Source organism: Paenibacillus agilis (assembly GCF_007786455.1).
In the GTDB taxonomy this organism is placed as follows: Bacteria; Bacillota; Bacilli; order Paenibacillales; family Paenibacillaceae; genus Paenibacillus_B; species Paenibacillus_B agilis.
This window is the reverse complement of record NZ_VNJK01000001.1, coordinates 14,306-34,447: the sequence shown is the minus strand read 5'-3', so window position 1 is coordinate 34,447 and position 20,142 is coordinate 14,306. Positions and strand designations below refer to the sequence as shown.

14 protein-coding genes are annotated in these 20,142 nt (G+C 40.0%); 1 reads left to right on the top strand and 13 read right to left on the bottom strand.

Annotated elements, in window-relative coordinates; translation table 11 throughout:
* Positions 1-147: 147 nt before the first annotated feature.
* Positions 148-897, bottom strand: a complete 750-nt coding sequence (locus FPZ44_RS00205; RefSeq protein WP_144986285.1) for a LytR/AlgR family response regulator transcription factor — start codon at positions 895-897, stop codon at positions 148-150.
* Positions 894-2,537 carry a sensor histidine kinase gene (locus tag FPZ44_RS00200; protein ID WP_144986282.1) on the bottom strand — a complete coding sequence of 548 codons (1,644 nt, stop codon included), beginning with the start codon at positions 2,535-2,537 and terminating at the stop codon, positions 894-896. Before FPZ44_RS00200 ends, FPZ44_RS00205 begins: the two co-directional genes overlap by 4 nt.
* A gap of 365 nt (positions 2,538-2,902) precedes the next feature.
* Here FPZ44_RS00200 and FPZ44_RS00195 point away from each other — a divergent pair, with 365 nt between their 5' ends.
* Complete coding sequence (locus tag FPZ44_RS00195) at positions 2,903-4,126, top strand: MFS transporter (RefSeq protein WP_144991603.1); 1,224 nt, start codon at positions 2,903-2,905, stop codon at positions 4,124-4,126.
* Between the two features lie 241 nt (positions 4,127-4,367).
* On the opposite strand, the gene FPZ44_RS00190 is transcribed toward FPZ44_RS00195, so the two are convergent.
* The 11 genes from FPZ44_RS00190 to FPZ44_RS00140 all read right to left on the bottom strand — a co-directional run bounded on the left by FPZ44_RS00190 (position 4,368) and on the right by FPZ44_RS00140 (position 20,139).
* Complete coding sequence (locus FPZ44_RS00190; protein ID WP_222429783.1) at positions 4,368-5,096, bottom strand: DJ-1/PfpI family protein; 729 nt, start codon at positions 5,094-5,096, stop codon at positions 4,368-4,370.
* A gap of 193 nt (positions 5,097-5,289) precedes the next feature.
* The gene (locus tag FPZ44_RS00185; RefSeq protein WP_144986278.1) at positions 5,290-5,610 is read right to left on the bottom strand and encodes a BLB8/JUQZ-1 family protein; all 321 of its coding nucleotides are present in this window, start codon (positions 5,608-5,610) and stop codon (positions 5,290-5,292) included.
* 647 nt (positions 5,611-6,257) lie between these two features.
* Positions 6,258-6,848: a Cap15 family cyclic dinucleotide receptor domain-containing protein gene (locus FPZ44_RS00180; protein ID WP_028593454.1), complete on the bottom strand. Its 591-nt coding sequence runs from the start codon at positions 6,846-6,848 to the stop codon at positions 6,258-6,260.
* 2 nt (positions 6,849-6,850) lie between these two features.
* Positions 6,851-7,750, bottom strand: coding sequence for a nucleotidyltransferase domain-containing protein (locus FPZ44_RS00175; RefSeq protein WP_144986276.1), 900 nt, complete (start codon positions 7,748-7,750; stop codon positions 6,851-6,853).
* Positions 7,751-7,837: 87 nt separating this feature from the next.
* Positions 7,838-9,364, bottom strand: a complete 1,527-nt coding sequence (locus FPZ44_RS00170; RefSeq protein WP_028595355.1) for a hypothetical protein — start codon at positions 9,362-9,364, stop codon at positions 7,838-7,840.
* A 54-nt stretch (positions 9,365-9,418) separates the two neighbouring features.
* Complete coding sequence (locus FPZ44_RS00165) at positions 9,419-11,662, bottom strand: S8 family peptidase (RefSeq protein ID WP_028595356.1); 2,244 nt, start codon at positions 11,660-11,662, stop codon at positions 9,419-9,421.
* Between the two features lie 2 nt (positions 11,663-11,664).
* On the bottom strand, positions 11,665-12,783 hold the full coding sequence (locus FPZ44_RS00160) for an AAA family ATPase (protein ID WP_028595357.1): 1,119 nt from the start codon (positions 12,781-12,783) through the stop codon (positions 11,665-11,667).
* A gap of 131 nt (positions 12,784-12,914) precedes the next feature.
* On the bottom strand, positions 12,915-14,525 hold the full coding sequence (locus FPZ44_RS00155) for a Tn7-like element transposition protein TnsE (protein ID WP_144986274.1): 1,611 nt from the start codon (positions 14,523-14,525) through the stop codon (positions 12,915-12,917).
* Positions 14,513-16,267, bottom strand: a complete 1,755-nt coding sequence (locus FPZ44_RS00150; RefSeq protein ID WP_144986272.1) for a TnsD family Tn7-like transposition protein — start codon at positions 16,265-16,267, stop codon at positions 14,513-14,515. The genes FPZ44_RS00155 and FPZ44_RS00150 overlap by 13 nt, the downstream gene beginning before the upstream one ends.
* 12 nt (positions 16,268-16,279) lie before the next feature.
* Positions 16,280-17,950, bottom strand: coding sequence for an ATP-binding protein (locus FPZ44_RS00145; RefSeq protein WP_261378153.1), 1,671 nt, complete (start codon positions 17,948-17,950; stop codon positions 16,280-16,282).
* Positions 17,947-20,139: a Mu transposase C-terminal domain-containing protein gene (locus tag FPZ44_RS00140; RefSeq protein ID WP_144986270.1), complete on the bottom strand. Its 2,193-nt coding sequence runs from the start codon at positions 20,137-20,139 to the stop codon at positions 17,947-17,949. The genes FPZ44_RS00145 and FPZ44_RS00140 overlap by 4 nt, the downstream gene beginning before the upstream one ends.
* Between the last annotated feature and the right edge of the window lie 3 nt (positions 20,140-20,142).

Sequence of the window (20,142 nt, the reverse complement as noted above, 5' to 3'; positions counted from 1 at the left end):
TATCACCAAGATGTGTGCGTTATCTGTAGTATCTGTAGGGAAGTGAAAGCCTCATACGCCTTGCTTCCACGCCTTTATCTTACAAGAGAGAACGCTTTCTTGATCCAAGCACGACATGAGATGACGGGATTACGGAATGAACTGCCTTTATATATGCATCAACTGCCTAAATTCTTTAACTTTACTTCGACTGACAGGAACTTTCGCATCCATATCACGCAGACGAAGCAGATAAGTATTGTTGAACCATGGAACGATTTCATGAATTTGAGACAAATTGACGGTGTAGGAACGATGACAACGATAGAAACGATCTTGAGGCAGCAGCGCATGAAAATCCGAAATACTCATCGGCATCGTATACATACCGCTCTTCGCGAACACGTTCGTTACCTTCTCTTGTGCTTCCGCATAGTAGATGTCATCGCTGCTCGTCACGATATACTTGTCATTTTTCAGCAAATTAATGCGCTTTTCCTCTGACCTTTGCCTACTGTCCACAGCATTTGAACTTTCTCCTTGCTCATGTTGTTCCCGATTAAAAGTAGTCTCCAACTTGCGTAACATGGCAGCAATCCGCTTCTCGTCATAGGGCTTCAAAATATAATCAAAGGCTTCTAATTCAAATGCTTGGGCAGCATGTTCCTTATAAGCAGTCGTAAAAATAACGTAGGGCTTGCGCGCAAACTTACTTATATTAGTCGCAAGCAGCATGCCATCTAACGATGGAATGTTAATATCGAGAAAAATAGCATCGACTTCCTTCTCTTGTAGAAATTTAAGCACATCAAGACCATCCTCAAATCGATCCACGATTTCAATGCGACTATGTTTGGTAATCAAATACTCCAGCTCTTCACGGGCTAATATTTCATCTTCCACGATTATTGCTCTCATCTTGTCTCCTTCTGTACGTCAAAAAAGATATTCGTTCCTTGATCCAATCGCTCCACCGTAACACCATGCCCGAAAATAAGCTTCACACGCTTATGCACATTGAAAAGACCAATATGGTTCGATGGAACTCGCTCTTCTCTCACCTGTTCAATAATATCTTCACGGATACCCACACCTGTATCCTGTACACCAATCCGAATATAATCTTCTGTATCTTTGACATAGATAGTAACCGTTCCGGGGCCCTTCTCCTTCAATATACCGTGGACAATCGCATTTTCCACTAACGGTTGAATAATAAGACTGGGAATCTTTACAGCAACTTCATCCACATCATAAACAATGTGTAAGCGATCTCCAAAGCGTGCTTTTTCAATTTCTATATAATTTCTAACTTGCTCCAGTTCTTTATGAATATCGATCAAATCGTCCGTAAGCTCCAAATTATAACGCAAATATCCCGATAAGTTGACGAGTAACTCCCTCGCTTGGTCCGGTCTTGTCCGGATCGACGAGCCAATCGCATTCAACGCATTGAACAAAAAGTGTGGCTGAATCGTCGTCTGCAACGCTTTAAGCTCAGCTTTATTCGCCATCGCCTTAATTTCTTCCACACGAGAGACTTCCATTAGCGTCGAAATGATCTGGGACAAACCGACGGCCATCGTCTGCAGCGGATACGTAATTTTATGTGCTTTCCGATAATAAATCTTCAAGGTTCCAGTAACTTCTTCCCGCTCTTTCAGCGGAATAATTAAGACGGATTGAACGCCCGGCAGCGCATCATCCAACGCATGGTTGCTTATCATAAACTCCCCGCTCCGTATCGTCTCTTTGGTCATTTCACTAATGATCTCATGCCGGAATTGATAGCGACCTTCCCCATAACCTACATAAGCGAGCACATTCGAGGCATCCGTGATGGCTACCGCATCAGCTTGAATATCATTTTTAATAATGGAACAAATTTTATGTAACGATTTGGCATTTACCGAGCGAAAATAAGGTAATGTCTTATTCGCGATATCCAGAGCTAGCTTCGCTTGCTGTGCAGCGATTCCCTCCCGTTCACTTTCCACATTTTGAATTAACAAAATGATCAATCCCACATTCAATTGACCTAGAATCATCGGTATGGCAATTTTGGATACAATGTCTACTCCTAATGCTGTAGGCTGCGCCATGAATATGATCAACAGCATCGTTAATGCCTCACAGGCCATTCCGGCGAAGATACCGACAAACCATCGCTTCGCTTTAGGCGTTAGAAGATAAATATAGCCAGATACGAGCCCCGCAATGATACTCGTGATGAGACAGGGAATCGAAGTTACCCCGCCAATATCGATGAGGTAGCGATGGATACCAGATACCACTCCCACAACCATACCGACCCAAGGACCGAATAAAATACCTCCTGCCATAATTACGATGATCCGTACGTTGACCAATGAGCCTTCCACATCAATTCCTACATAGGTACTGAAAAGTGCAAAGGTACAGAATAGAATCGTAACGACCGCGAACTCCCTAGGTGTCTGCGATTCTTTTTGTAGTATCTGCTTAAAACTCGAAATACGAGTTAATAAAAACAAAATAATTAGCAATAATGCCGCCCGCTCAAAGAGCTGAAGCAGCATTGTGAACTCATAGCCTATGGAACTTACCTCCCGTTATGACTAGCTGTTGTTTGCTTAGTTTATCAAAGTTTGCTTTGTTTTTATGCTTCAAACCACACAATTAAATGGAGCAATGCAACTGTATAAAAATACAGCGGATTTATCATTCTCCACATCTACAATTCAAAAATCAATCAGTAGACATACTTGAGATTTATTTTCATTATTATAACAAACGTTTTTGGTTTATGTTCGTCATTATATAAACAAATTATTGTTTTGTTTAGTTTTTTTTGTTGACTAAAGTTTGAATCATATATAAACTAATGCAGTAACTTCGTACATGAATCACTTATCACGTTAAGAAAGGATATGGGGTATAAATGATGTTTGCCAATCGATATGTTCGAACGATTCTACTCTCTCGTGTGCTACTGCAACTGGGAATATGGATCCGCAACTTTGCCATACTTCTCTATGTAACGGAACTAACAAATAATAATCCAGTTTATGTCTCACTCATTTCAGTTGCTGAATTTGCTCCCATCTTTCTATTCGGTCTCATTGGGGGTACCTTTGCCGATAGATGGATGCCTAAGCGAACTATGGTATGGAGCGACCTACTTTCCGCCCTATCGATAGTCGCTGTATGGTTTGCTGTCATAAACGACGGTTGGATTGCGCTTCTTATCGGATCTTTTATTTCTGCGAGCCTGTCACAATTTTCTCAGCCTTCAGCCATGAAGCTATTTAAGAGGCATGTTCCCGCGGAACAACTACAAGGTGTGATGGCGATGTTTCAAACACTCGTAGCTATCTTTACCGTATTAGGTCCGGTCATTGGGACGTTTATATTCATACAGTTTAAAATAAACGTTTCTCTCATTTTGACAGCATTCCTGTTTCTCGGTTCTTCGTTCATATTATCAAGACTCCCACGTGACGAAGAGCAACCTAAGCAAATAGATACTGGTAGCTTTACAAAAGAATTAATGGCTGGGCTGCGTTATATCGGTACTAATCCATCCTTGCGCACACTCTGTTTGACTTTCTCTGCAGTCGGATTGGCGTCAGGTCTGACCCAGCCCCTTCAAATCTTCCTTGTCATCGAACAATTGGGACTAAATAAACAGGCCCTTCAGTGGTTTGTCATGGCCAACGGCGCTGCCATGCTCGTAGGTGGAATTGCTATAATGGGGATAGCTAAAAAAGTAAAGCCACAACTGCTTCTCATGATAGGCTTACTTGTCGCTGCCTTCTGTACGATGGGGATAGGAGCCTCTTCAGTAATTTGGATGACAATCCTTCTATTAGTCATTAGCGGCTTATTTTATCCCTGTATTCACGGCGGTATCCAAACGCTTATTGTACGTAACACGGAAGGAGCCTTTATAGGCCGTGTATCTGGGATTATTACGCCTGTCTTTATGGGGACAATGGTCATTGGTATGTCCATGTCTGGTTATTTGAAAGAAGTCTTTTCCTTACTAGTCGTATACGTGACAAGCGGAGTTCTCATTATTGTCGGTGCATTTATGCTAATTCCGCTTATTGTAGAAAAAAGAAAGACAGAGGAGCAGTCTAGAGCCGTTCAGCATCACGACGGATAAATGAGGAAATAGGAGGAAGACAACGAATTTTATACATTCTCGATCATCTTTTCTTACGCAAGAGGAAAATACTCATCGCTTATTCCTTCTATCACATACAAATGGGCTGAACCTAATAATTATTAGATCAGCCCATTTTCTTATAAATATATTTTATTTATTAATTCTCATTCATATCTTCCCCGGTTCGTTGAAAAACTCCTAAGATCATTTCACCAAACACCGCAGTGGCCTCATACGTTCAATTGTCTGCTCGCTGCAGCAATTCACGTGCTTTCGTTACGAACGGGATGAACATTTCGGTAACGTGCTTGACTGTAGCTTCATCGGCTTCGCATGGCGTGCCTGACCGATATGGGGGCTCGGGCGAATACTCGGCGATCAATTGAATCAGCTTGGCATATTCGTCGCCGCGAATACGACCCGCTATCGCAAGTCCGAAATCAATCCCGGCAGTAACCCCGCCGCCAGTTATCCGGTTCCGATCAAAGACGACCCTTCCTTCCTCCAGCTCCGCCCCAGCCTCTTCCAGAAGATCCCTCGTCGCCCAATGGGAGGTCGCTTTGTAGTCTTTCAGCAATCCGGCAGCGGCCAAAATCAAGGAGCCCGTGCATACACTAGTTACATAATCCGCCTGTGCTCCTCTCGATCTTATAAATGATAGCGTAGCTTCATCCTCCATCGCCGCAAGCGTTCCTTCGGAGCCTCCCGGAACAAATAAAATCGTCACTTTTTCCGGGCAATCCTCGAATGTCATCGTCGGGACAATCGCCAAACCCGTGTCTGTTAAGACTGGCTCCTTTGTATTGGCTATGAGATAAACGGACATCCTCATCACAGAGAACACGTATTGCGGACCCACTAGATCGAGTGCCGTCATCCCCGGATACAGCAGCATCGCCACCGTCCCTACTCTTTCGTTCTTCGCCGTCAAATCCCCCCACTTCGTTTGCAATTGATTTTGTGTCATCACCATAATCCTCCTTTATTTATATTTTATGTTACATTTTCATTTTACCAATAGGGTTGTGTGTCGACAATGGCCCAAAAGAGTCAGGAGCATCTCCCAAAAAGCGATCTACGTCCATCGACAAAAGCACCATCACTCCATGTGATGGTGCCTCAAGCTAGATTATATCGAAGAATCGAGGAGCGCCATTTGATTAGCTTGCAGCTAAATTATAGCGAGCAATACATTTATTGTTTTTATCATAAACTTTTACATCTGCAAATCCAGATTCGTGTGCAAGCACATCACGACCAATAATTTCAATATTGTATGCCGAAGCAATCGAATAGCTTACGCCTTTCGCAGGTATTCTCCATTTTACTCCTACATAAATAGGTTGCGGTGCGCCAGCATCAGGACATGCTCTCATAGTGCTAATGTTACCTTGACTGCTTACAGATGGAGCAGCCAATGCAGAACTTGCTACCGAAAATAAAAGTACGACACTTAATAAGCCCAGAGTTACTTTTTTCATTTTAATAGTCTCCTTTTGTTTGATAGTTGCTCCCCTGCTTTTATTTTAGGATGAACTAAAAGAATGAAATAGTAGACAATGATTACTTTTTATAGTAATTCTATGACTTTAAATAATTAAGATGTCCAAGAAAGGAGGCTATGAGTAAGAAATAACTACAAATAAAAAAAAGACCATCGTTACGCAACGATGGTCTCATGAATAAACTGCTAGGGATTTCCCGCGGTGCTTTGAATACTTATCTAAGCACCCTTCTGATAAGCAACTAACTGAAACAGAAGGAGTAAAAACATTGGGGCTGTCCCAAAAGTCATTTTACGATTTTTCAAGCCCCATTAAGAGTTGAATTTCCCCCTATAAAAAGGACCTCATCCTCCACTTGACGGTGGAGTTTGAGGTCTCACTATTTAGTTACAATCAATATTTAACGTATTCACAACATCTGTTCGAAGAAAATAAAGTATTAGACTGGAGTTGTTGCTGTAGCGCGGTTTTCAGGTTTGAAAATCGGCAGCTTTTGAGAAATAAGTTGTAGACTGAACATCAAACAAAATCATATGGACTTCCAAACTGAGAAAATAAAGTGTTAGACTCTGAGTATGCATTTTATATTGATAGATTTATTTCCAAAAACCTTGAGTGTACGCTCAAGGTTTTAAAAACTCCATTGTTCCATAATTTAATCTACCTCTACCAGTGTAATAACCCCCTTCAAGTTTTTTTTGGTCTCTGGAGAGCGTTAACCGAGTAAATCCACGATGTATTTGCATTGTAGGTACAGAGTTGTAATTAGGTTCATTTTGGTATTCGTAACTTAAAACATAGCCTTCTGCATTAGTAGTCATAATTGATGAAGTGATGCTTTTTGACCGTGATGTACCATTATTAAATACAACGCACATTCTAGTCCAAGTTTGTATTATTTCAATGGTTCCTGGTTTTTGGTTTGTGTGTCCATCATAAGAACTTAAAAAATGTCCATCCCAAGTTCCATTAAAATTAGGCGTTTGAATTAGATTTATTTTAGCAAACCACTTCCACTTCCAAAAGAAGTTATCAAATAACTTGTAGTAAATAAAGTAAAACCCCATAACAGCAGGTGCATCAACATACCAAGGAATAGACAGGCCCATCATTTCTATTAACTTGGGTAATAACCAAGCAGATAAAATGCTGATAATAGCTAAATAAAATGGAATGTTAATTCTTTCGTTGGAATCAGTTGAGTATGAGTGCACTTTTATTTCCCCCAGTCATTCCATAGCTTAATCATTGAAGTTAAAAACTTCTGTGCATTTTCAGGATTCCATTGCTCTGGAGAGGGTCCAAATAGCATTGTTTGCTCATTCTGACAAACGAAAGCATCAAAATCAGCCTTGTGTAACCAGTTTAAAATTTCAAACATCGATTGGTTGTACGTATTTTTAAAATTGTTATTCGTAACATTATAAAGAAGACCTTCTATGAAATAACCCGGTGCAAGGGACTTATCAAACAAATCTCTATTATCCATATAAGTACGAGCATTTTTAAATATACGGATCATATGCTTATACATTTGGTCAGTAATCTGGTTCTTAGAGACACCATTGTCATAATGGACTTTGGGATAGTTAACTACAAAACGGTTTTCTGTTGATGTCCAAAAACATATTCCTTCTACATAGTCAGACTTATTTGAAACTCCAGTATATCGTTTATAGCGGCGGTATTGCGCACATGGAACTACATCAGCCGGCAATCTTCCGTTACTAGGTAAGATTTTGATTGATTTATTGCCGACCTTTACATACGATTTACCGAAATAATTCTCTAAAACAGTGATAAGGTCTGATTTAAAATCTTTCCATTCGTACGTAGCAGAAGAATGTTGTGATGTGTATGTCTGTTTTTCATTTTCGCTTAAATTGCTCAAATCTCTATAAAACGTACTATTAAGCTGAACTACGATATCCACATCTGAATCCCCACGGATATTAGTAGAATTTTTATACGACCCTTGCAGATATATTTCAAACGACTTTCCTTTTAAAACTGTGCTTTCACTAATGACATCTCTTATTTTTTCGTGTGTCAACTTAGACGTCACAATCGCTCCTTGGTGAGCCCAAGTTTCAAGTTGACTTTCAGGAATTGGCACTTACATACCTCCGTTATAGGTAAAATACTACTATCGATAATATTTACATCATATAATTTGTCGCAAACAAGATAATAGCCGCTTAACCTAAAGAGTGAGTAGCTTTTCTTCATCTCTAAATAAGTTAATATCTCCATCTTCAGAAACCTTAATTGAAAGTCCATATTCGGAAGCCGCCCTACTAGCTCGTGTTCCAGTCCCGAAAGTATCTGAGTAATCTTTATTGTTAACCTGAATTGTCTCCCCGAAGCTTAAAATATTAAAATTTGTATCTAGGATAACCGCACCATCCACTGTAGAAAGTGAGTCAAGCAAATAAGGATCAATGTCCGTTATATTCAGATGATTACTTTTTCGTTTTATAGCGTTTATAAAATTCTTATTTATATTTACTTTACGTAGAAGTGCTGTTTTTTTAAGTAAGTTTTTAACTTGCGAGGTAGAAAGACTGTAACTAATTTCAGGATTATCAAGAATCACAAAGATTGAGCTACAACTGCTAATTGATAAATTTTTCATGCAGTGTAGAAGCTTAGACACATTAGATGATAAACGTTTTATGAAATTTTCAAATTCGTCTTGTTCCAACCACAAAAAATGTGATAATTGTGTCACTAAGGACCTGTATAAGATATGTGCAAAAAGTGAATTGTAATGTTTTAATTTCCAAGTTCCGTTGTAATAAGAAATTACAAACTTATTCCCAGTATGGAAGCTTATTTTTTTATTTTGTACATCAATATATTTGAACTTAGGTACTTGAGCATTATTATTGTTTTCGAAAAATGTAATATTTCTCTTGATTTTTTCCAATAAGAAGTTCTGAAATTCTTTCTCTGATGAGGATAGATGCTGTCTTTCTTCAAGCGGCTGGAGGAAACTGGCAATAACTTTCTTTGTTACATGATTAGAACCGTATTCATTAAATGAGTTTTCAAATATTGAATAGAGACTTTTACTTCCTTCTTTTTTTCTAAGTATGGCAAACACATTAAAGTTATGATCTACTGCAATAGCTAGCGATTTTTTATCAATTAACTTCAAGAACGGTTTTTCATTTAAGAAAAACTCTTTTATTGTAATTGCACTGCTTAGTTTTATATACTCTATATCTTTAATTTTTTTCAAATCTTTAAGTGCTTCATTGTTAGGACAATATACAATACCTACATCTACACTACTAGACTCGTAGGTATGTGAGCTAATCTCCCTCAAATCATTAAGGAAATTTATTTTATTAAATTTTCCGATTGCATTATTATTAACATAGTCTTCAAAAATTAATGAGAGCGAGACCTCAGCGGTTAAATTATGAAAAAGATCATAATCCAAAGTCTCCGTCTTATTAATTGCATTTTGCATTACGTAAATCAATTTTGATATTACATCCGTAATCACTTCATCCATTAACCCAGAAATATTAATAATATCATTTACATGTAGACCCAAGCTTATTTCCTTTTCATCCACCGACTCGCTGATATTAGATTTTTCTAAAGAAAACTGTATAGAAAAACCTATGTATTCGGATACTAATATTCCCAATCGTTTTATATATTCTTGAAGCTCTTCCTCTGGAGTCATTTCTACCTCTTGAATTTCTTGTAACAGCAAACAAAAACCTCCCAGCTACCTATTTCTAAATTAGCTCAATTTGTTATCCTTTTCTCAACTCCGAATTTGAATTCTGTTTTGTGGTCGAAGAGGAATCAAAATATTCGAATAAGTCCTAAGGACTCGGTCATACAGATCAACAACCTTATTAGCCTTAATACTTACGACCAAAGCATATTGTATTGGTGCTGGTTCCTTCAATTTCATCCCTTCTCCTCGATGATGATAATAGATATCAAAACAAGGAGCATTAAGCGAAGCAGATTTAAATTGTTGAGTTACTTTTAAGCAAGGTTCCCATTTATGTCCCTCGTCACGTAATTCGTATTCATACGCCCCTGATCCAAATAAATTCTTTACATTGAAAAATGATTTGGAATTTGCATGGAGAGGAACTTTCCCTTCTTTACTAATTTTTCTTTTTGTAGAATCCGGGCGGAAAGTAACCTCTAACCCCCCTCGAGTATATGTGTTAGGATAACTCGGATCCACCTCTGGAGCTATAACTAACGTCGCTGTAATCCCAATCATACCTTCTAAATCTCCACTAGGTAATGGCACTGGTGCTCTTAAATGACTGCCAACAGGTAATTCACCCTGAAAGACTATCAATGCCTCATCGTCATCACATGTAATCAGTTTATTATAATCTGTTTCCAATCGTCCCCATCCTACTTCAGTAAGAGAATGATCCTCTGATTCCGCCCTGTGGGTGAGCAACGCACGAATGGCTAATGGAGAAAACCTATTTCCTAATTGGACTCGTACCGCAGCAGCTGATCTTAAACCATAAGGAGCTGCAAAACTAGTTCCCATGGTTCCCTTTATCGTATAAGGATCCGTAGATTCTAATACATAAAACGGACTGTGCTGACTGCCTCCAAATACAAGACCGTCTGGCTTAACCAGTCCAGGACTACGTCCAGGGCCAACTGAACTGTAATCTACCCTTTTCCAGAAAAGTGAACTGACACTATCACATGCTCCTATAGCCATAACATTTACTGCATCTGAAGGGGGCTGAATCCTGTTCAAGCCACTCACCGAGCATAAATTCCCAGAGTTACCTGCTGCCACAGTTGTAAGTGAACTACCACCGCAAAGTCTCTCATCCAGGCTTGCAGTCCAACCAGTAACCTCATCATCTTCAATGGGAATATCGGGACCAACACTAAAATTCAAAAAATGATATGGTTCACTGTTATTATCTAAAACATGTAAGATTCTATCTAGTACGTCGTAACATTCAAAATCTCCATTACTTCCTGTTTTATCATCTAAAACTCTTATGTGATCAACATGACATAAAGGTCGTTCTGCACCTTTATTAGGCTCTAATGGCCCAAATAAAAAAGCTGAAGTTACTGCTAACCCATGTTCCTGATACTCTGGAACTGCTGCTCCTATCCCAGGCGGCTCAATTAAATTTACCCAAGGTGATAGATTAATACTTGAAGGAATCCCACCATCGAATATAGCTACTCTTAAAGCTTGATCTACACTAGGCTCAATATTCATTTTTATAGGAAAAGATTGGACCTTTCGTAATACTTCAGGTTGCAACGGTCTAAGTGTTGGCATCGATCTCACAACACGAATATACGAAAAGTCAGCAAGTTTATGAACATTCTCTTTAGAAGCATATACAGGAAGAAAAATGAGTCCTTTAGATTCACGCTTACGATCAAAAATTGGATAAGCATCACATTCTTTTGCATAGTATTCAAACATATCAAGCGTACTTGCTGAAGTTTCATGAAAGACAACTTCCAGACAGTACTCATCACGATTTTCAGGTAGTGCTTGTACTTTATCTACTCCGATGTGAGCAGATAAATCCTCAATATGACTTAAATGCTTTGCCCCGGTTACAGCTTCAGTCCAGTTATTTATCTCTCTATACCATGTTGTAAAATCACTTCTTTTTCCCATTACGAAAATTTGATCAGTTACTGCTTCCTCAGGATGTTTTTCTATGCCCCATTGCATTGGCTTTATTCTTTTGGAACGTCCGCCAACAGCACGCAAACCAACAGTATCTAAAAGTTCTATTGGAAAGTCACTTTTAGATATATACCGTGGGTGCATAGTGACTAAGGCAGTAACTTCATCATTAGGACAAGCTGAACTGCTCATTTTGTTAAATTTTTCATTTGCATCACCAAGCCATTGAGAAAAATGCTTTTGAGCTGTTGGAAAAGAGTAAGGCGGTATTTTTTTACCGCCTCTACGAGGAACATTCACTGTATTTGTTAAGTGCTCACCATTACCTAAAAGAAAATTATTTTCTCTAGCCATAATTAATGCTCAACCCCCTCAGATTTATGTCCCACAGTTTTCATATGCTTTCGAATTGTATCACGTGAAATACCTGTTATTTCAGAAGCTCTTCTCTGTGATTGCCCATTATGCACTAACTTAACAGCAAACTCTATTCTCTTGTTACGATCGATATCTAGACTAATTTTGTTAATAAGCTCTTCAAAAGACTGTTGCAAACTAATTTGTTTAATTACGCTATCTCTACGAGCTATATTTAACTGACGAACAACCTCCGAAAACGAGACCCCTTCAAGTGCAATTGACAAAATTTCAATTAAGTTTTTTGGCATGACTTCATCTTCAGTGGATATTAATGAATTAATTGTATAAGCGATATCCGCTGAAGAAGGAACTGGAAAATGAATAACCCTTTCAAAACGTCTCCATACCGCAGGATCCAGTAATTCAGGATGGTTAGTAGCTGCAATGAGCAGTCCATCGGCTGGCCATTCATCAACAGCCTGCAATAGAACTGTTACCAATCTTTTTAACTCACCTACTTCAGAATCATCATTTCTTCGTTTGGCTATAGCATCGAGTTCATCAAGAAGAAGAATGGAAGACTCTCGTTGTGCATAGTTAATTACAGCCCTTATATTGTTACCTGTTTTCCCCAAGTAGCTACTCATTACAGCAGCTAAGTCTAAAGTAAGAAGTGGACGCTTTAATTGATATGCTAACCATCTGGCAGCTAATGTTTTTCCAACACCTGGTGGCCCAACAAAAAGAACCGTCCTTGTTGGTGCCAGTCCTCGTGATGTTAATTCACTCAAGCGCTCTCTCTCTTTAATAATAGCTTCCAATTCTGAGTATACAGCCTCTGGCCAAACCGGATCGCTTTCAAAATCAATATAATCTCTCTTAAGGAGCTCTAATCGACTATCCATATCTACAGGTAGTGGAGACAACATATCATCATTAAACGCTCTTGTGCTGTTAGCAGTATTATTTAGTACTTTTTCAAGTACTTCTGCAATATCTGGACGTGTTTTCATAAATAAACGCATATTTTTTCGAGCCAGCATTTTCACATCTTTTTGTTTGCCTTCCAGAGCTAAACGAGTCAAATGGACGTATTGTTCATAAATATCAACCACTTATACCACCAACTTTTCCTTGCTTTTTAAGGTTATTATATAACCTTGGACTAAATTATACTCTCACTATAAAAAATAGTCCACCATTGACTCGTTACTCCTTTTACTTTATAAGTTAACTTTTCACTCATTTATAAAATCTTACTCATCAAACGAGAAGCCCATTCTATAGCTGTATCATTCTGATAATGCTTCAGCTTCTCAACACTCACACCATTGCACCGCTCAAGTACTTTTCGATCCCAATGACCGCCCTTATGAACTAATCCTTCTAGGAGTTGCTTAATATTATCCTCAATCACCTTAAACGAAGCTTGCTGTGATGGACGAAGAATCAGAGTCGATATCGACCAATTGTCAGGTCTAGCAACTTCTAGTATGTATGCTGTACTCACTGCACTCGTAATCTGCACAACAGCGCAAGTCCTACGAGCTCCGTTCGGGCATACGGAAAAACGTCTACCTGCTGGAATACGCAGTATAGACATACTGACCTTAACAGGAAACGTTTGTTTTAATAACTGAATCATCTCGAAAAAAGACTCCAAACCAATTCCCTCAGAAGCCGAAATCGTCTCGAGTGTTTGAAAGTCTATCGGAGGTGTGTCACCACCGACTACAGACTCCTGTGTACTTACTTCTTCTAAAGCCCCTGAAGTCTTACCACCTCTACCTGAGTTAACAATAACATCTTGCCCCGTATTGGATTGCCTTACATTTTGCCTACGAGTTGTTACAAATGGAGCATTTAAAAAATGCATAAAGGTAGGTGGCGCTTCCAATACATCCTGATGAATATCCTCTTTCGCATGATCACTTTCATCGTTCAGTATGTAATCATCATTGTCAGCTCTTGAAGTTAGTCGAACTTGTTTATCACCATAAGTCGATTCTCGTCTCTTCTTAGACGGGTGCCAGAATGAGATTTTCTCATGTGGATGTTCGAATCCACTGAAGCCAATGATCTCTTTGACTAAAATATAATCAATGAACTGTTCTCCACGAACATGTATTTGTAAAGGACCTATTTCCGTTAAATCAATACCCAGTGGAATACCCTTCTTAAGAGCGGCTTGAGGATTCTGCGGTGAATTCTTAATGGCCTGACTGAACAAATGTTGATATACAGAGTCCCACATCGCTCGTATCCTTCTATCCATGTAGATCCATGATAGGTGTCGTGCATTACTATCGGTCGCTAATTTGACAGGAACACGTGCACTCATATCGAAATGAAGTACGTCTCCATACACCTCACTTCGATCAACAAGCAGCTCTAATCCATGAGGTTGAAGCAAATGCAATGCCATGTTTCTTGAGTTAACAAACATGGCTCGAATGAACTCTATGACAGGAATACAATAGGTGAGTGAATCTACTTTAAATTGAATAATGTTCTGCAATCCGAGTTCAGGATTTTTATTTAGATCGATTAAACGTTTGGGTAATTTGAAGCTGTTTACGACAATACATTGACTTAGGTTATTTATAGATAGCTTAAATGTAGAGCCACTTAAAGGCTTTATAGGATCGTACGTGCCGTTTGTATAGAGCTGTCCAATACGTAAGTAAGGAAGTGTTCCCCATGGATAGGAGACTATTTTAATGTTCGTAGAAGATGTACGGAATGCTACTCGTATTCGCCAGTTCTCTTTGTAGTCCATATAAGGCGATCCAAACCAATATAACTCAGCTTCCTGGTCCTCTGGAAATGGCCAGGATCTCAACGTTAATGCAGCCATTGTGTCACCTCAGTTGATGTAAGTGGGGATATAAGCGTGTTATAACTGATACAACGACTAATCTCATCCTCCACCTCTGGAGAATATCCTGGTCGAAGTCCAGCTTTCTTTACAAGCTTCCATTTTTTCAAAGGCCATTCACCATTCATTTGTTCAGCAGCCCAGCGTACTCTTCGAATTTGAAACTGTGATACAGATTCCAAATAATTCGATAGAATGTTCATCGTAATAGGAAGCCTATCTTTATGCTTTTCAAGAATGCTCAACTTACCAATTCGTTTCCCTATAGTTGCTACACGTACTCTAACTGGTCTAAATTGATCATTCATAAGCTCCTTACATGTCTCCTCAACCTGCCAGCTCAGCTCTAAATCACGGAGTTCCCAGTCCACGCGAACAGGCTTGCATCCGTTTAATTTAGACGGTTTCTTTACCTTGTTCTTCTTTCCTGTTACTTTCAAACTGCATGTATGTCTAGTGGTGTTTCCATCGGCATATTTAATGACGGTATTCGTATCGACACCAAGGTTAAGAGCCGTTGAACGATAGGACAGGCCTGCTTGCAGATATTCCTTTAGTTTAGATTCCCATACGGAACCAAACGACTTAATCCGACCTCTGCGAAATCTGTCTTCCTCCGACTGATCCGGTCCTCTCCTTGAATACGAGAAGCCGCATGCACAATGAAATGTTCCAACAGGTTGTCCAGTATCCGAGCAGCGAGTAACTTTGCATTCCTTTATAATAGCTTCCCTATAGTGATCCGCCGCTTTGTTCAAGCATGGCCAGGGACCTTTACCAAAAGGCGCTAGTTCTTGATCAGACTGCTTTAAGAACTCCGAAAAAGAACCATACAAATACCGTAATAAAAGCATTAGGCGTAAAGGATGTACCACATTTCGCATTGATCTTGTAGCACTAGCAAGCCAGCTGTGATCGTTTTGCTGTGGCGCACATTCCAGCATGTTTAACAGTTCTCTCCCGTAGAAAGTAACGAATTGTTCTTGTAGTTTACGCTGCCTAACACGCGCTCCCGGTGTCACCAATCCCATATCAGACAAACGATGCATCAATAAGCGTCTAGAGTTATAGAAAACTTGAGTATCTTGCATCTGTATAAGTATTTGGATGTCCGAAGCTATTCCTAGTAATTGTCCCTCTGCACGCTCATTCAATTCCTCGATTATCGGTATGGATTCAAACATATCTCTGGATATAGGGAGAGCAGTTAGCCCATGTCGATCGGACAAAGGACTCGTAAGTCGTTGCAGAGGGTAGCCATGTGTAGGACAAACCTTCACACCTGGAAGCTGATGCACACGGTGCCAATAAGGTTCACCATATCTCTGAACGTCTTCTTCATAACAAGCCGTACAAAAGTGTAAATCACTGTTTCTAGCAACGGTGCTAGCTATAATACCAACCAGAGCATGTATACCCGATCCATCTGAACCCTTCATCAATTGACGTAATAGAAGGGCACGATCTCTTGGCATGAAAGAAGCATAGTACGGATAGAAAGTATGATTATCAATCCACTGATCCACAGAGACAGGTTGTATAGCATTCAATGAATCCAAATGACTCGGTAGATCCGTGGTTGGAATGACATTCTCTGTGCCATACACTTCCCTAAGCGTACACTTGGCACTGCTATTGCCTGCTCTTAAGTGATACCGTGCGACAACACTATACAGGAGCTCATCTGGGTATGGAAGGGGAAGCTCACACTGTTCATTCATCTGAACACAACCTTATCCAATAAACTCTAACGGATCCTTGATGTAACCAGCCGTCTGTAATGAATCGTATGCAGATAACTTCTTCTTTTTCCCTTGGGTTACAATTAAGCGTAAATCATTAGGCTCTGTCGGTATCACCTTCGACTTCCTCTTTCCCTGTTGGGAAGACAATTTATTCGTAGCTGTATTCCGCTGTTGAAGTGCATACTTCAAAGCCTCTTTATGCAGGTCTATCGTGTCCAATTCATGCAAATGCGTCTTTACTACTTCATTTGCTGACTGAAGAGCAGCCGCTAGCTCAATACCTGCATCAACGAGCCATGCACTTATTTCATTAGTAGTTTGCTCCGTTACGTCATAGCCAAGCTCTGTTCGTATTACTTCCAAACGATCAACTTGCCTTTGCTCAGCTTCAATTCTGTCTAAATAATCATCAATGGAAACACTATCGTATATGTCTGCAAACTTCTGAATTTGCTTCTTCTTACCGGAACGCAAAGCCTCCAGGGCAGGTCGAATTAATGTGAACCGGTCCCTCGCAACAGAGCGAATTAACTCAGGAGTAATATGAGATATTTCTTTATCTAGAGCTCGCCACTGGGTCAGCATAAACAATTTGATCGCAATATCTGAAATTCCTTGAGACTCGTCGTACATCACATCAATAAATTGTTGATCTAGTGTTACTTTTTGGTCTGTCCATTGATACTTCCATAGACCTTGCAGCAACCAAGTCCATTCCTCATCCTTTTTAAAGTGATGCCACGTAGCATCACCCTGACCACTATTACGCCGAGCATTTCGAAACTCTCCATTAAGTGCAGGCAGAGCTTTATAGGTACCCACGAGAACTACTGGTAATCCTATCGTATTCACTAATTGAACGAAGAAATTAAGCATTTGCGCTGCTCGATCATCTTTGGCCTCTTGAAGATTTTGAATTTCATCAATGATGAGAACACCTAGGCAATGAACAGCTGCAGCTTGCGCCATTAATGGAAGCAGCTCATCAGGGTTCTTTGTTGCATTTTTCTTGTAGTATCTAGTTCCAACCAGACTATCGACGGCGAGAAGAAAATTAAGACATAGACCTCTAATAGATCCGTCATGCGGACAATCCATCTTCAGCCATACAATTTGATAAGGAGCCGGCAGATCTTGGCCTTTATATTTACGATGTAAAATAACTTGCGGGTACATCTGTAAAATGCGTAATAAGCTACTGGATTTACCGATTCCGGATATACCGACTAACGCAAATCCAGCTGAAGTTGGTGTGTTCACGGGATATCCGCTTGTATTGCCCTTCATAATGAGATCATAGGCGTCTCTTCGCGCCCTAAATGCATAGTTTGGGGTAAGAGGATTACGACCTACATATCCATCTCGAATGAGCCGTGAAATACTTTGTTGTAATTCTAAATGCCTTGATAATGGCCGAAAGAAATCACGAGAAATACGTTGTACGCAATGTAAACGCAAGTGAACAGGCAGATCACGCTCTGAAGCATGAAAGATTGGCTTAGCTGCTAATTTATTGACAACCGTCTTATCGTCCCATATTGGTGGAAGAGCTTCTAATAACGGATTATTTCGATAGTCTTCCAGTAAAGGATCTTGATAATCTGCCTCTACAAATTCACCTCGGCTGAAATGAAATAACGGAACATCGAACTCACTCATTCGTCATCACCATCTTCAAGTAAATATGCTTTAATTTTAGAGAGCTTGTCCGCAGGAGGTATGTATACCGGTTTATCCGCGTCCTCGTCACGCTTCAATGGAATCACATTGTTCTGTGAATTCTTTGGAGTTGCACCCCGATTGGATAAGTGAAAAACTTCTTGTTCTCGATTTAACAGTTTCTCATTGGAACGGCGCTGCCTAGTGCCTTTAACACGCTTATGATTACTTTCCTCGCTATGTTGAATTGCCTCGTTTGTCTTCTTAGCTGCAGAATCTACAATGGCTTTCATTTGAGCATCAAGTTCAATTTTGGACAGCATATTATTTACTTCCTGATGCCGTCCCTGGTATCTTTCAATTTCTAGCAGATCCTCTACTTCCTCAATTCTTTTATCAAGATAACGTTCTTCCCGTTCTAGCAGCGTGCATGTTTCAAAGCTGCGTCCTTCATCTAGCCACAAGTAAATCTCGTTTGTAGAACGGGGATCGTAACAGACTTTAACGCGCCATGTTTTTCCGGCTCGTGCTTTCACGAACCACTGCTCTCGCAACGCCATGTCACAGCTATAATGCATGCCTTTGAACTGAATTCCAGCCGCAGTTACAGTTGCCTCTCCTTGAACCATTAAATTCAGCTTCACGATATGATCCGGTTGCTTCTTAAGACGGCCATTACGATTAATAACTCCCCAATGCCACAACTCGCTAGGGACGGGGGTGACCTCATCCGCAACCATAAATTCATTTCTGTCATACCACAACATATGATGGTTATTATTATGATAGAGAACATTATGTATCATAATTTGTGTGAACTCTCGTAGAGTCAGCTTGGCATCCAAACGATAGTCACGCTCTCCACGTTCCCTGTAACGCTCTTTTATAGCTCCTGGAATAAAGCGGATGCTTCTCGAATTCGTTAATCGAAATTGTTGCTCCACGATACCTTTCCAATCAGCTCGATAGGGAGGTGCATTCTCCACATCCACACCTAATATGTCGATGAGATGACTTGGTTTTGTACCTTCAAGTTCACCACGGTCCGCTGTAAGCTTCTGGGGCAAATGACTGCTTGCCCATTCTTCTGGACTAATATCGATGTCATATTGAGCACAAAATTGGACTTTATCCGTTGTTGTATTTGCTAGTGCCATCATGGCACCGATCCAACTCGGACCCTCAAGCCCAATATAAATACCGCAAATATAGCGACTGAACACATCAATTACGATGTAAATGATAGGTCTCCCAATAATCCATTCACGTCGATATTCACTAACCAAGTACACGTCTGCGATCGTAGCATCTATTTGAAACCTAGAACCCGGACCAAAGCTTTCAAACGTAGAACTACCCAGTATTGGTCGGTAATCCAAGGCAAATCGTTTCTTCCCATGTCGGCTTGTTAATGTGTTCTCCAAATCCATTTCTTTTTTAAACCAATACTTATATTGTCCGAAGGTTGGCAGCTTGTCAGTGGGAGGCAGTACAGGAACAAGCGCGCGACCATCTTGACGGAATCCAGTAGCAAAGAACTTTTCCAAGGTCTTCTGGTAAGCGTGCTTAAGTGGTGCCTTATCTTTACTGTTATAGAACAAGCGAATACCTGAGCGAAGTAATTGCTTCGTTTCCTCATCGATATTGATACCTGTCGGTTCGTCTTGAAACTTCCTTGGCCGTCCTCGCTTTACCTCAGTCGGTGTTCTGTCTGCTCCATAATTACCGCAATTCGTATAGTGGGGTAATAGTGCATTTTTCAGCTTCCCGCCTTGCCAGTATCTCCGTAGATAACGATAGATAGTACTCTTATGAAGGCCTGTTCGTTCTTGTGCTTCTCTTACACAAGATCCCCTATAACGTTTATCGAAGCAGCCTGGCTCATCACTTACAATATCTTTGATTGCATCCCATGATTTATCACGTAAACTCAAATGTTCGGGCTCTATAGCAGAATCTAATAAAGGGACACTTGTGTTAATCCACTCGATTTGTTTACAAAGGTTGGACTCTATACCAGCCGTATACTCAGAGTAGGTTTTCATAATCGGAAATGCTTTATCGTCGTTCACTGCAATACTAATGACAGTATCTCTAGCAGGAGAAATCCATAGAATACGTTCGATGTAATGATCCTCCTCATCTGCCACATGCCACTCAAGAACCATATTTTCATAGAGCGATTTCATTTC

Coding starts and splice junctions, on each gene's coding strand:
- FPZ44_RS00205 (WP_144986285.1), bottom strand. CDS start 897: ATGAGAGCAATAATCGTGGAAGATGAAATATTAGCCCGTGAAGAGCTG.
- FPZ44_RS00200 (WP_144986282.1), bottom strand. CDS start 2,537: ATGCTGCTTCAGCTCTTTGAGCGGGCGGCATTATTGCTAATTATTTTG.
- FPZ44_RS00195 (WP_144991603.1), top strand. CDS start 2,903: ATGTTTGCCAATCGATATGTTCGAACGATTCTACTCTCTCGTGTGCTA.
- FPZ44_RS00190 (WP_222429783.1), bottom strand. CDS start 5,096: ATGACACAAAATCAATTGCAAACGAAGTGGGGGGATTTGACGGCGAAG.
- FPZ44_RS00185 (WP_144986278.1), bottom strand. CDS start 5,610: ATGAAAAAAGTAACTCTGGGCTTATTAAGTGTCGTACTTTTATTTTCG.
- FPZ44_RS00165 (WP_028595356.1), bottom strand. CDS start 11,662: ATGGCTAGAGAAAATAATTTTCTTTTAGGTAATGGTGAGCACTTAACA.
- FPZ44_RS00155 (WP_144986274.1), bottom strand. CDS start 14,525: ATGGCTGCATTAACGTTGAGATCCTGGCCATTTCCAGAGGACCAGGAA.
- FPZ44_RS00150 (WP_144986272.1), bottom strand. CDS start 16,267: ATGAATGAACAGTGTGAGCTTCCCCTTCCATACCCAGATGAGCTCCTG.
- FPZ44_RS00145 (WP_261378153.1), bottom strand. CDS start 17,950: ATGAGTGAGTTCGATGTTCCGTTATTTCATTTCAGCCGAGGTGAATTT.
- FPZ44_RS00140 (WP_144986270.1), bottom strand. CDS start 20,139: ATGAAATCGCTCTATGAAAATATGGTTCTTGAGTGGCATGTGGCAGAT.